Origin of the sequence: Aneurinibacillus sp. UBA3580 (assembly GCF_002375825.1) — a bacterium.
Taxonomy (GTDB): domain Bacteria; phylum Bacillota; class Bacilli; order Aneurinibacillales; family Aneurinibacillaceae; genus Aneurinibacillus; species Aneurinibacillus danicus.
Genome location: NZ_DFMZ01000051.1, coordinates 77,594 through 89,619, shown reverse-complemented (window position 1 = coordinate 89,619; position 12,026 = coordinate 77,594). Strand labels below are relative to the sequence as shown.

The following is a 12,026-nucleotide window of genomic DNA, read 5'->3' as shown; positions in this document are numbered from 1 at the left end:
GCCTGCCGCTACCGGACCGATGGTTGTGCCGATAAGCGCCCGCGTCAGCGGAATCAATGCCACCAGCAAAATCAGAAATGGAAATGAACGAACCACATTAACAAGGGTGCTAAGGATTCGGAATAAAATCGGCTTTTCCAAAGGTTGTCCTTTGTCTGTCAAAAAGAGCAGAATACCGAGCGGAGTTCCTAACAACAGTGCAGCTCCGATGGAAATGCCAACCATCACGAAGGTCTGCACGATAGAAAGACCTATTTCCGGCAGCAGCGGAATAATATTATCAAACATGAATGACCCCTCTTTTCTCTGTGAATTCCTCTTCAAATAATAGTTTGGCAATATCGGTCTTCGGCGCGATTTCTTTTTCGGAGAGCGACAGCTTTTCAACGAGATGCCCGTTCTCCATTACCGCCACTTTGTTGCAGATCTCTTTCACTACGTTCATTTCATGTGTTACCAGAAGAATGGTAACACCCAGATTCTGGTTGATTTCTTTAAGGAAAGCCAGAATCGACCGCGTAGTCTGCGGATCTAATGCTGACGTCGGTTCGTCACACAGCAGCACTTTTGGCCGGCTGGCCAACGCCCGCGCAATGGCGACCCGCTGTTTCTGTCCACCGCTCAGTTTGGACGGATAACTGTTTATTTTTTCTGTGAGCCCCACAATTTCCAGGCATTCGCGAACCCGTGCTTCTCTCTCTTCTTTCCCGATTCCGGCGACCTCAAGCGGAAACGCTACGTTTCCTGCTACGGTCCGGTTATTTAAAAGATTAAAGTGTTGAAAGATCATGCCAATGGACTGCCGTGCTTTCCGCAAGTCTTTTTTTGACAGACTTGTCAACTCCTGACCATCCACATACACTTTCCCGTCGTCCGGTTTCTCAAGCAGGTTGACCATCCGCAGCAGCGTCGATTTCCCCGCACCGCTAAATCCGATGATGCCGTACACGTCCCCTTCTTCTACGTGAAGCGAAGCCGGCGCTACCGCCTGAAAAACACCATTGGGTGACATATAACTTTTACTAACATTCTGTAATTTAATCATGCCCTTTTCTCCCTCTTTCTCCTGGTCTCCTGTAAAGAGAAATAAAAACGACCTCTTGCCGGGCAAGAGGTCGACGAATGCATACGATATACTAAAGTCCGTCCGACCTCTTATCTTTCAGCGCATACGCACTGCTGGAGTTGGCACCGTTCAAATCCTGTTTCAGGATCCAATGGTTGCCGAGGTTTCACTGGGCCAGTCCCTCCGCCTCTCTGGATAAGAGTCTGAATTGTTCTCATGTTCAGTTGTTGATTTTATTTTAGCAAATTAAACCGCAAAGTCAACTAAGAATTATATAAATATTTTCTCGTTTTAAATTTTGAATTGTCTAATGGCTTGGTGCAGCTCTTCCGCCATCCGGCTTAGCATAGTGGAAGCAGCGGCTATTTGCTGAATCGATGTTACCTGCTCCTCAGAATATGAGGCAACGCTTTGAGAATGTACGGCCGATTTCTGCACTATGTCTAAAATGTCCTTAGCCTCTCTCATAATGTTCTGTGAACTGGCCGACATCTGCTGTGACGAAGCGGAAATCTCCACAATTTGATCGGAGATCTTCTCAACCGCCTGCAGAATTGTTTGGAAAATTCGACCGGCATCGTCGACAGCAACCATACCGTTTTTTACTTCATGTGTGCCTTTTTCCATTGACTTCACAGCATGCTGGGTATCTTTCTGAATATCCTGTACCATCTGTGCAATCTGAGCGGCGGAGCCTTTCGATTGCTCCGCCAGTTTCCGAACTTCATTCGCTACTACGGCGAATCCTTTGCCCTGCTCCCCGGCACGCGCCGCCTCTATCGCCGCATTCAACGCCAGCAGATTCGTCTGATTGGCGATTTCTGTAATCACGCTAATGATATCCCCGATCTGGTTTGATCTTTCACCAAGCACACGAACGATCGAAGCCGCATCATCCACTGAGACGCGAATCGTGTCCATCTGCTGTACCGCCTTCTGAATCACCTCATTTCCTTGCTCTGCCTCATGAGCTGTCTGCTGGGCTGCTTCTGATACGACGGACGAAGAAGCAGCGACACGCTGTACCCCTTCGTTCATTTCCCCCATCATCTGCGATGTCCTCTCGATCCCTTTTACCTGATTCTCTACTCCGGACGCCACTTCATGAGTATAGGCTGTAATCTGATCCAGCGTTTGGCTGGTATGCCCTACTCCGGTTGCTAATTCATGCGAAGAAGCGGCCACCTGCTCCGCCGTCGTATGAACACGCCAAATCAATGTCTGCAGATTATCAACCATTTCGTTGACAGCATGCGACAACTGACCAATTTCGTCATTCCCTTCAGCATGAAGCGGCTGCACACGTAAATCACCGCTTGCCACCTGATTGGCCAAGGCAGAGATTTCACGAATTCTGCGAAACGGCCGGCGAAGCACAAAATACAAAACCGCCCCAATGGCAAGAAGGGTGATAACCGCCGAGACAATCACTTTAAAAAGAAGCGCAGTAAGAGGTGCCATGAATTCCTGCAACGGTACATCCAGTACCATGATCCACTGCGTGCCTGTTACGGTTGTAAAGAATACCATACGCTCAACTCCACCAATGGTAACCTGCTTCATCCCGCTCTTTTCTTTTATCATCTGGCCAGCCAGTTCTCTTTGTGCCTCATCGCCCTGCTTCAGTACGTTTTCTTTCAATATCTTCGTTTTATCCGGATGGTGGATGAGAGTGCCATCCGCCTGGAATACATATACGATGTCCGAGCTCCCCACTTTGAAATCCGTCACTTTCTTAAATACTTCCTTTATTGGGGAAGCCCCGCTGACCAGTCCTTTCACCTTTTCATTTCTATCAAAAATGGGGGTTTCGAAAGAGATAATCAGATTAGAGACGTCCGCTTTATCAGGAAACGGATTGGAAATGATATTCTTTCCGGCCATCACATCGGGAAACGTGGATTCGCTGCCAATCTGGATAGTAACACCAAAATCAAGGGTTAAATTTCCTTGTGTATCCCCCAGTCCAATCGAAGAATACGTGCTGCCCATCCTTGCCCGCTCACGCTGAAAATACGTAAGAACTTCTTGTTTGTTTCCAAAACGAACGATATCCGTATTCGCCATGATGACCACTTCCGACATGCGGGTATTAAGCCATGTTTCCAGCTGGCTTGCGTGAATGTTTACCTGCGAGCGGGCGTTTTCCTCCAGGGATGTCACAATCAACCGTTTGGCGGACCAGTAATTGAGAGCTCCCATCGCCGTCAGTGCAATCCCTGTCAGACTCAATATAATTGCAATCATTTTTACTACAAATGTACGTCTCTTTTTCTCTTCCATATATACAAAAATCTCCTCCTTTTTACCTCTCTTCTATTATTTTACAATAAAATGTGAAAAAAAGCACAATGTTTCCCGGGGAAAATATCCATTCATCGAAGACATGCGGCCTGCTGTACACAAACCGTTTTATGCTGCTGGCCTGGCAGGAAAAAGAGAAGGACATCGAATCCTATCTGCTTGGCCGCAACTTCCTGCTGATTCAGCCGGATCGCTATGCGGTGAAATATACGCGCTTGCGTATCCAGGGCGAGCGTATTCTGCAAAGTCTCCAGGGATTATACCGGACGCTGTTTGACAAAGACATTCCCGGCACCGAATACGACTATACCCTCTAGAACGGCGGTGATGGCAGATGATGATTCGCAGCACCCGTGTCGACCGCTATGTGTTTGACGGATTCATTCGTTCTTCACGTGCGGCGCAGGAGTGGATACAGGAGGCAAAGCAGCAGGCCAACTGGTTTACCGTCGAATTGTTCGCCGATTTTTTTCTCTGTTTTTATCTCGCTAAACCGGAAATCGATCCGGGCAAAGACGCGGAGCCGTTTCACCGCTGGCTGGTCGACACACTCAGGAAGCAGTATTTCTACCGGACCATCCACCCGCGCACCGTCTCACAGGCCAGCGCGTCGTTCAAAACAGCGTTAAAAGCATTGATGTGGCTTACCCATACCTATCAAGAAGAAGTGAAACAGCGGGAAAAAGACGAGCAACAGCATATCTCGCTCGGTGTGGATCAGGCAGAAGGTCAGCAGGGAGAAGAAGCGGTGCAAGTCAGCGAGCAGCTGTCGGAAAAGCAGATTGAGAAGCTAAAGCTGGTCGGCTACACGCTTCAACAGGAAAAGAGAAGTGCGGAAGAGAGGCAGGAAGCACAGGATACACGCCCGTTGGTGGAAGCAGAAATCCAGGCGCTGCGCGAACGTATTTCTTTCCTGCAGGAAGAGATGCGCACCGAATTTACCAAGAGGTCTAAGTTAAAACAGAGGTTGAAAAAGGCAGAAGAAGCTCTCGCCAAACGGGAAAAACAGCAAAAACGACTTGCACGCCAGGAAAAAGAAGCAATGTCCCGGCTTGAAGAAGAACTGGGGCAATGGCTGGATACTTCATTGAAACAAACGCTCTCCACCGAAGAAGAAGAAAGCTTATTTTTGCATGAACTTCTGGAAGCAAGCCAGCGGTTCGCCAACCGGCGCTGGGGAAGCGAACTCGGCAAGCTAAGGCGCCAGGCGTTCGACCGCTATCTGGAATGGGTGGAAAAACTGCAGAAACACCCTGATTTGCTTTCGTTTCTGCAGGAAGTCGGACGCAATGTACATCAGTACCGGGTGAGTAAAAGAAAAAGGCGTACCACACGTATTCCGGAGGCATATGACGACCTGCGGCAGTCCGGCGACATCTCACACATGCTGCCAAGCGAGGCAGCGCTGCTTTCTGACGAAAATTATGAGTCGTACTTTATGGTGAAATGGCTTGAACAGAAGCTAATGACGTACAATACCACCGGTTTCATTGAAGAGCCACAGAAAGGCCCGGTCATCTGCATGCTGGATACGTCACATTCGATGCGCGGAAGCAAGCTAAGGCTGGCACAGATTTTCACCATGACCTTCGCGGCTCTCAGTCTGTCGGAAAGGCGTGATTTTCTGCTCCTGCTGTTCGGCGCGAAAGGCGAGCTTAAAGAACAGCCGCTCTATCACCGGAAACCGGATTGGCCGGCATTCTACAGCCTATCGCAGATGGCGTTCGGGGGCGGCACGCATTTTGACGCACCAATCCGGCGCGGTATTGAGTTCGTAGAACAAAGCGCCGCATTTCGCGACGCCGATTTCGTTATGGTGACGGACGGTGTGGGACACATCTCGCCTCCTGTGCGCGAGCGGCTCGCCGAATTGGGAATGAGCCGACATGTCCGGCTGCATTCGCTTATTGTCGGCTCGGCACGCCAGCACCTTGTCCAAAAATACGACATACTCGGAGTTTCACATCGTGTCCGTTTCGCAACCAGCTGGGAAGCGCAGGAGGACAGCAATATGGAGCTTTTGCTGGATGTATTCAAGAATGATGAGCAGAGAAAGAATGAAAAATATTGAAACCAAAAAATCCGGTTTTCTCTATAATCAAGAGAAAACCGGATTTTTTGATTTATAAGCGAAAACTCCGTTATGCTGAAGGACTCCTTGCTCTACTCAAGATTGGCATGTCTGCCAAACATAGTGGTGGAGTCCAGTCCCTTTTTCTCCATCAACCTCAATATAACTGCATCGTAGAATAATAAGAGGGTTTGCTCAAATAATGACCCCATTGGCTGTATGGTTTTGTATCCACTGTCCGATTTGTCTTTAGGTGAGCCCGGTAATTTAATTGCGATATCCGCCAACCGTCCGATGGTCGATTCAGGGAAAATCGTTACAACCGCCACGGTTCCACCTAAACTTTTTGCTTTCTCAGCCATGGAAACCAAACTTTTCGTTTCTCCTGAACCGGATCCGATAATCAATATATCATCTTTTTCCAGGTTAGGGGTGACAGTTTCGCCTACTACATAGGCATCTAAACCCATGTGCATCATTCGCATCGCAAAGGACTTGGACATTAATCCCGATCTTCCTGCGCCCGCTACAAAAATTTTCTTTGATTCAAGAATCCCATTTACGAGCTTTTCGGCTTCTTCATTAGAGATTAGGTCAACTGTCTGACTTAACTCCCTGATGATTTTGTCTACATATTGAGTAGTCTCCATCATTGCTATTACCCTTGTGTAACCAATTTTTTCATTTCAGCAGCTGCAGCTTTTTTATCTGCTTGTCCGGTAATACCGCCGCCTACAATGACAAGATCGGGTTGTGCTTTAATCACTTCCGGAAGCGTTTCTAATTTAATGCCGCCTGCGATGGCAGTTTTCGCATTTTTTACAACACGTTTAATGGTTTGAAGATCTTCAAAAGAATTTTTTCCGACTGCTTGAAGATCATAGCCTGTGTGCACACAGATGTAGTCTACACCAAACTCATCAACTTCTTTAGCTCGTTTTTCGAGATCCTTCACAGCGATCATATCAACCAGGATTTTTTTCCCTTGTTTTTTCGCTTCTTCAACAGCACCCTTGATGGACATATCTTCAGCCGCTCCGAGAATAGTGATGATATCAGCACCGGCTTCGGATGCCTTCATCACCTCATATCCGGCTGCATCCATAATTTTCAGGTCTGCCAATACTTTCAAATTAGGGAATGCTTCTTTGATTTCCTTTACAGCTCTAAGACCTTCATTAATAACAACCGGCGTACCGATTTCTACGATATCAATATATTCCTCAACCTCTTTCACCAGCGCTTTTGCTTCTGGGATGTTTACAAGATCTAACGCTAATTGAAGCTCCATGAATTCTTCACTCCTATTAAAAATTCTATTTTTGTTTTCTGGGCTTAATTCATTTGGCATTATGACGAACCTGCCCAAAAAACATTCGATGTTTTGTGTTTGGTTAACACATGCTTTATTTTAGGATCATACCTTTAAAAAAGGAAGTATGCACTTTTTTGTGATGTAGTAACAAAAAGTATACTATATTACTTCTACAGGCAGCCGTTATTTATTACTTGCATAGACGTCAGTATACTATGTATAATATTAATTGGTAAGTAGATATATTAATGTCATGTAGTACCCAAAAGTATACTATGGTTTGTAATAGCCCTGGAGGTGAAACGAATGAGACGTATTCATGAAAAGGCATTTAACTGTGAAAAAGAATTGACTCTTTCTGTCATCGGCGGAAAGTGGAAGATGATTATTTTATGGCATTTAGGAAAAAGTGGTACAAAGCGGTTTAGTGAACTGAAAGCCCTTATCCCCGGCATTACACAAAAAATGCTGGTCAACCATCTGCGGGAGCTGGAAGAAGATCAGATTGTTCATCGCGAAGTTTATCCCGTTGTTCCTCCAAAAGTGGAATATTCACTGACAGAACTGGGAAAAAGCTTAATGCCTGTCCTTGATTCTATGTATGAATGGGGTAAAAACTATATGGAGACGGTCTTAAAGAATCAGGTGGAAAGGATGGAATCCATCCAGTAGGAAAAATACTTAACGAAAAAGATAAAACGATTGCGGTAAAGGAAAACATTTCAACCAGTATATAGAAAGTTTTGGGGAGCAAAAAAACGCTCCCTTTTCCCTGCATGGATGGTTTCATCTTAGATCTTGGATGTCCGGGTTGACTTCTTTCTATCCCAAGCGCATCTGTTCCTACTCCCCGTACTCCTAACCGGGTAAGATATTCCGCTCCATCCTCTGCCAGAAAAATAAAATCAAAATTAAATGTATCTTCGAATGAATTTTTTGGTTACATCGTACATTTTCATTTTATCCACCTCTTATATATCCGCGTCTTTCCCGATCAAAAGGTTAATGTACTCGCCACATACGAAATACATTAACCTAATGAATGGTAACGATTTATTTGGATAAACGCTTCTCGAGTTGATTCCTCTCTTCTTCAAAGCCCGGCTTGCCAAGCAGGGCAAACATATTCTTCTTATAAGCTTCAACCCCCGGCTGATCAAACGGATTTACACCCAGCAAGTGTCCGCTAATCCCGCAAGCCTTCTCGAAAAAGTAGACCATTTCACCAAACGTGTATTCATTCATTTCATCAAGTTCAACAATCAAATTAGGTACTCCCCCGTCTACATGGGCGAGTAACGTACCCTGAAATGCTTTTTTGTTGACTTCATCCATTGTCTTGCCGGCCAAGAAGTTCAATCCATCGATATTTCCCGGATCTTCTTGAATCGTCAATTCAATCCGAGGTTTCTTTACCTGCAGCACGGTTTCTATTAGATCCCGACGACCCTCCTGAACATATTGTCCCATGGAATGCAAGTCCGTTGTAAAATCGACCGATGCAGGAAAAAGACCTTTTTGATCTTTTCCTTCACTTTCCCCAAATAGCTGCTTCCACCATTCGGATACATAATGAAGGGATGGCTCATAGTTAACCAGCAATTCGATGGTTTTCCCCTTACGGTACAGAGCATTTCGCACAGCAGCGTACTGATAGCTCTCATTGTTCAACAGGTCAGGATTATTGTATTTGTGATAAGCCGCTGCTGCTCCTTCCATCATCCGATCAATATTGAGTCCAGCTACGGCAATCGGTAAGAGACCCACTGCTGTCAGGACAGAATATCTTCCGCCTACATCATCCGGAATTACAAAGGTTTCATATCCTTCTTCATCAGCAAGCTTTTTTAACGCTCCTTTTGCTTGATCCGTGGTTACATAAATACGTTTTCCCGCCTCCTCTTTCCCGTATTTTTTCTCCATATAGTCACTGAAAATACGGAAAGCAATAGCAGGTTCCGTGGTTGTTCCCGATTTAGAAATGACATTGATTGAGATGTCCTTGTCCTCCAACACTTCTAACAAATGGGACATATAAGTAGAACTCATATTTTGACCAGCGAAATAAACTTGTGTCGTATCATTCCTTTGGTTATGAAAGGTATGGGACAACGCTTCAATAGCCGCCCTTGCACCTAAATAGGACCCCCCTATGCCGATAACAATAAGAGCGTCTGAATTATTCTTAATTCTCTCAGCAGCTTGTTTAATTCGCACAAATTCTTCTTTGTCATAATTGATTGGCCAATCAACCCAACCAAGAAAATCAGAACCGGGGCCCTTCTTTTCATGAAGAAAGCTATGAGCAACTTTCACAGATTCACTCAGGTTTTCTACTTCACTCTTTTTCATAAAGGGTAATGCATTAGAAAAATCAAATGAAATGGCCATGCCAATTCCTCCCTTTGCCTATGCGTACTTATTGTTCCGATATCGATAGTTTTCGGATTTTGAATTCACTCTATTCCATCTTTAACCATTTGTCGGCTTTTTTCAATTTTTTACTTTTTTTCTACAGCATGCCCTCCAAATTCATTGCGAAGAGCGGCTACCACTTTACCTGTAAAAGTGTCATCTTCTAATGAACGATAACGCATCAATAAAGACATGGCGATGACAGGCGTAGCGGTTTGTAAATCCAAGGCGGTCTCAACCGTCCATTTTCCTTCACCAGAAGAATGCATGACCCCTTTGATTTCATCCAATTTTGCATCTTTAGAAAACGCACGCTCGGTTAGCTCCATTAGCCATGAACGAATCACCGAGCCGTTATTCCACACTCTTGCTACTTTTTCATAGTCATAATCGAATTCGCTTTTCTCTAATACTTCGAATCCTTCACCAATGGCAGCCATCATCCCGTATTCAATTCCATTATGAACCATTTTTAAGAAGTGACCACTCCCTGCTTTTCCGGCATATAAATACCCGTTTTCAACAGCTGTATCTCGGAAAATCGGCTCCACAATGCGCCAAGCTTCAGGATCTCCCCCAACCATGTAACAGGCTCCATTGCGGGCACCTTCCATCCCACCGGATGTCCCTGCATCCATAAAGCTTACCCCGGCTTTCTTTAATTGGTTGTAACGGCGAATCGATTCCTTATAGTGAGAATTCCCAGCTTCAATGACAATATCTCCTTTGGTTAACAATGGTGTAATCTCATCGATAACTGAATCCACAACGGGGTGCGGAACCATAATCCAAAGAACTCTTGGTGTATCCAATGATTGAACGAGTTCCTTTAAGCTTGACGTTCCTTTAGCCCCATATCTTCTCATTTCTTCGACCGCATTCGTATTTACATCAAACGCCACTACATCATGTTTGTGGTCGATTAGATTCTTTCCTAAGTTCAACCCCATTTTTCCTAAACCGATTAACCCGACTTTCATATTCATTGCCTCCTATTAAATAATTTTTAGTTTAAGACATAAAATCAAGTCAAAACCTCAGCAGGCTCTTTATCTAACCACCACTGAAACCCGTCCTCTTCCAGTAATTTCCGCGAAGCTTCTGGCCCCTCCGAACCTGCCGGATATAAATGAAGGGGTAAAAGATTTTCTTCAAATGCCTCTAAAATGGGCTGTACCCACTTCCAGGATGATTCCACTTCATTCCAGTGGACAAAGAAAGTGGAGTCGCCTCGCAGAGCATCAAACAACAAGAGTTCATAAGCTTCCGGTACATCTTTCGTATCAGGTGAAAAATCCACAGTGACAGGCTCAATCTGCCCACTTTTTAATGGGTTTTTACTATTTAATTGCAGCGATACACCTTCGTTTGGATTTATCTGGATTACCAATAGATTGGGGACAGGCTTTTCGTTTTGAGCGATATACAAATCCTTTACCGTATTTTTAAATTCAATGACAATATGTGTAGACTTTTCCCTCATTCTTTTCCCTGTACGGATATAAAAAGGAACTCCTTTCCAAAAAGGATCATCAATCCATAAACGAGCAGCAACGAAGGTATCCGTCATTGAAGAACGAGTAACACCCGGCTCCTCCCTATATCCAATTACCGCTTTATTTTGTATTTCTCCCGGGCCATACTGACCACGAACCACGTGTTTCACTACATCGTCTTTACGTAAAGGACGAAGAGATTCCATTACTTTTCTCTTTTCATGACGGATATCTTTAGCGGTGAGCCGTTTGGGCAGCTGCATGGCTGTCATCATCAACATTTGCAACATGTGGTTTTGAACCATATCTCGAATGGCTCCAGCATGGTCATAATAACCAGCCCTCTCTTCTACCCCAACCGTTTCACTGGCCGTAATTTGTACATTAGCAATGTATTGATTGTTCCATAAAGCTTGAAAAACAGGATTCGCAAATTCTAACGCTTCAAGATTTTGTACCATTGGTTTTCCAAGGTAATGGTCAATACGATAAATTTCATCTTCTTCAAACGCTTTACTTACTTTTTCGTTTAGGTCCTGGGCCGATTTCAAATCATGCCCAAATGGTTTTTCGATAATCAGACGTTTCCATCCCTTTGTAGAACCTAATCCACTCTCCTTGATTTTTAACGCAATCACATCAAAAAACTTGGGTGCGACGGATAAATAAAACATACGATTTTCGGGGATGCCCAACTCTTTTTCTCGACATTGAACCATTTCAAGTAACGATTGGTATCCTTCATTTTTCGTTACATCTAAGTGGCAATAACGGAAGATACGGAGAAACTCTTCTAAATTCGAGTCATCTTCTGGCTTACGTCTTGAAAAGGTTCGTAAAGATTGTTCTACAAAGCTTTGAAATTCAACATCTGTTAACTCTTGTCTTCCTACACCAATAACGGAAAATGCACGAGGTATTTTTTGATCTAAAAGCAGATTATAGATAGCTGGAAATATTTTTCTTTTTGCTAAATCACCTGTTGAGCCAAATAAAACAAAGGTCATGGAATCCACTTTTACTTCCTCCACTTTTTCAACACATTTCTTAAAAAATTTCGCTCAATCTATGTCATTTATGGGCGATACCGATATTATTAGACATATAATAATTTTAAACAAGTACATACTTTTATGTTATATAGTGTTGAAAAGTATACTAAAAGAAGGAAACTAAAAAGGAATTTCAGTTGATGATTACCGGACCGCCCTCACCGCATATACGTAAAAACAACGTGCAGTCTCTTTTATAAAGGTCACTGCACGTTGTTTTTTCTGTGAAAATCGTGAGGAAAGAAGGAGAGAAAGAGGAAAGGAGATCCAGGGAAGAAAAAGGCCTTCGCCTTTTTCCCCATTGAAA

At 44.3% G+C, this 12,026-nt stretch carries 10 protein-coding genes, 2 pseudogenes and 1 riboswitch; of the genes and pseudogenes, 3 read left to right on the top strand and 9 right to left on the bottom strand.

Going from position 1 to position 12,026, the window contains the following annotated elements:
- The 3 genes and pseudogenes from B2899_RS08565 to B2899_RS08555 form a co-directional block, all read right to left on the bottom strand.
- Positions 1 to 288 (bottom strand): annotated as a pseudogene (locus B2899_RS08565) (ABC transporter permease); the annotation flags it as partial.
- On the bottom strand, positions 281 to 1,045 hold the full coding sequence (locus B2899_RS08560; protein ID WP_146807986.1) for a methionine ABC transporter ATP-binding protein: 765 nt from the start codon (positions 1,043 to 1,045) through the stop codon (positions 281 to 283). The gene B2899_RS08560 and the pseudogene B2899_RS08565, both read right to left, overlap by 8 nt.
- 107 nt (positions 1,046 to 1,152) lie before the next feature.
- Positions 1,153 to 1,268, bottom strand: a riboswitch (SAM riboswitch).
- A gap of 89 nt (positions 1,269 to 1,357) precedes the next feature.
- A complete protein-coding gene (locus B2899_RS08555; RefSeq protein WP_286885077.1) occupies positions 1,358 to 3,349 on the bottom strand; it encodes a methyl-accepting chemotaxis protein in 1,992 nt (663 codons plus the stop codon).
- A 68-nt stretch (positions 3,350 to 3,417) separates the two neighbouring features.
- Between B2899_RS08555 and B2899_RS08550 the strand changes: the two genes are divergently transcribed.
- Positions 3,418 to 3,687 (top strand): hypothetical protein, encoded by a 270-nt coding sequence (locus B2899_RS08550; RefSeq protein ID WP_286885076.1) that lies wholly within the window; start codon positions 3,418 to 3,420, stop codon positions 3,685 to 3,687.
- 17 nt (positions 3,688 to 3,704) lie between these two features.
- On the top strand, positions 3,705 to 5,441 hold the full coding sequence (locus tag B2899_RS08545; protein ID WP_286885074.1) for a hypothetical protein: 1,737 nt from the start codon (positions 3,705 to 3,707) through the stop codon (positions 5,439 to 5,441).
- Between the two features lie 92 nt (positions 5,442 to 5,533).
- Here B2899_RS08545 and hxlB read toward each other — a convergent pair whose 3' ends face one another.
- Complete coding sequence (gene hxlB, locus B2899_RS08540) at positions 5,534 to 6,091, bottom strand: 6-phospho-3-hexuloisomerase (RefSeq protein ID WP_146808001.1); 558 nt, start codon at positions 6,089 to 6,091, stop codon at positions 5,534 to 5,536.
- 8 nt (positions 6,092 to 6,099) lie between these two features.
- Positions 6,100 to 6,732 (bottom strand): 3-hexulose-6-phosphate synthase, encoded by a 633-nt coding sequence (hxlA, locus tag B2899_RS08535; RefSeq protein WP_146807982.1) that lies wholly within the window; start codon positions 6,730 to 6,732, stop codon positions 6,100 to 6,102.
- Between the two features lie 330 nt (positions 6,733 to 7,062).
- Between hxlA and B2899_RS08530 the strand changes: the two genes are divergently transcribed.
- Positions 7,063 to 7,428 carry a winged helix-turn-helix transcriptional regulator gene (locus B2899_RS08530; protein WP_146807981.1) on the top strand — a complete coding sequence of 122 codons (366 nt, stop codon included), beginning with the start codon at positions 7,063 to 7,065 and terminating at the stop codon, positions 7,426 to 7,428.
- 118 nt (positions 7,429 to 7,546) lie between these two features.
- Here B2899_RS08530 and B2899_RS08525 read toward each other — a convergent pair.
- The 4 genes and pseudogenes from B2899_RS08525 to zwf all read right to left on the bottom strand — a co-directional run.
- Positions 7,547 to 7,693, bottom strand: a pseudogene (locus B2899_RS08525) (cyclase family protein); the annotation flags it as partial.
- Positions 7,694 to 7,809: 116 nt separating this feature from the next.
- Positions 7,810 to 9,147, bottom strand: a complete 1,338-nt coding sequence (locus B2899_RS08520) for a glucose-6-phosphate isomerase (protein WP_286885070.1) — start codon at positions 9,145 to 9,147, stop codon at positions 7,810 to 7,812.
- Positions 9,148 to 9,257: 110 nt separating this feature from the next.
- Positions 9,258 to 10,151: a phosphogluconate dehydrogenase (NAD(+)-dependent, decarboxylating) gene (gene gnd / locus B2899_RS08515; RefSeq protein ID WP_146807979.1), complete on the bottom strand. Its 894-nt coding sequence runs from the start codon at positions 10,149 to 10,151 to the stop codon at positions 9,258 to 9,260.
- 44 nt (positions 10,152 to 10,195) lie between these two features.
- Positions 10,196 to 11,683 (bottom strand): glucose-6-phosphate dehydrogenase, encoded by a 1,488-nt coding sequence (zwf, locus tag B2899_RS08510; protein WP_146807978.1) that lies wholly within the window; start codon positions 11,681 to 11,683, stop codon positions 10,196 to 10,198.
- Positions 11,684 to 12,026 lie beyond the last annotated feature (343 nt).

Bases quoted from the DNA above. Each gene is read 5' to 3' on its own strand.
- B2899_RS08560 (WP_146807986.1), bottom strand. From the start codon at position 1,045: ATGATTAAATTACAGAATGTTAGTAAAAGTTATATGTCACCCAATGGT.
- B2899_RS08555 (WP_286885077.1), bottom strand. From the start codon at position 3,349: ATGGAAGAGAAAAAGAGACGTACATTTGTAGTAAAAATGATTGCAATT.
- B2899_RS08550 (WP_286885076.1), top strand. From the start codon at position 3,418: ATGTTTCCCGGGGAAAATATCCATTCATCGAAGACATGCGGCCTGCTG.
- B2899_RS08545 (WP_286885074.1), top strand. From the start codon at position 3,705: ATGATGATTCGCAGCACCCGTGTCGACCGCTATGTGTTTGACGGATTC.
- hxlB (WP_146808001.1), bottom strand. From the start codon at position 6,091: ATGGAGACTACTCAATATGTAGACAAAATCATCAGGGAGTTAAGTCAG.
- hxlA (WP_146807982.1), bottom strand. From the start codon at position 6,732: ATGGAGCTTCAATTAGCGTTAGATCTTGTAAACATCCCAGAAGCAAAA.
- B2899_RS08530 (WP_146807981.1), top strand. From the start codon at position 7,063: ATGAGACGTATTCATGAAAAGGCATTTAACTGTGAAAAAGAATTGACT.
- B2899_RS08520 (WP_286885070.1), bottom strand. From the start codon at position 9,147: ATGGCCATTTCATTTGATTTTTCTAATGCATTACCCTTTATGAAAAAG.
- gnd (WP_146807979.1), bottom strand. From the start codon at position 10,151: ATGAAAGTCGGGTTAATCGGTTTAGGAAAAATGGGGTTGAACTTAGGA.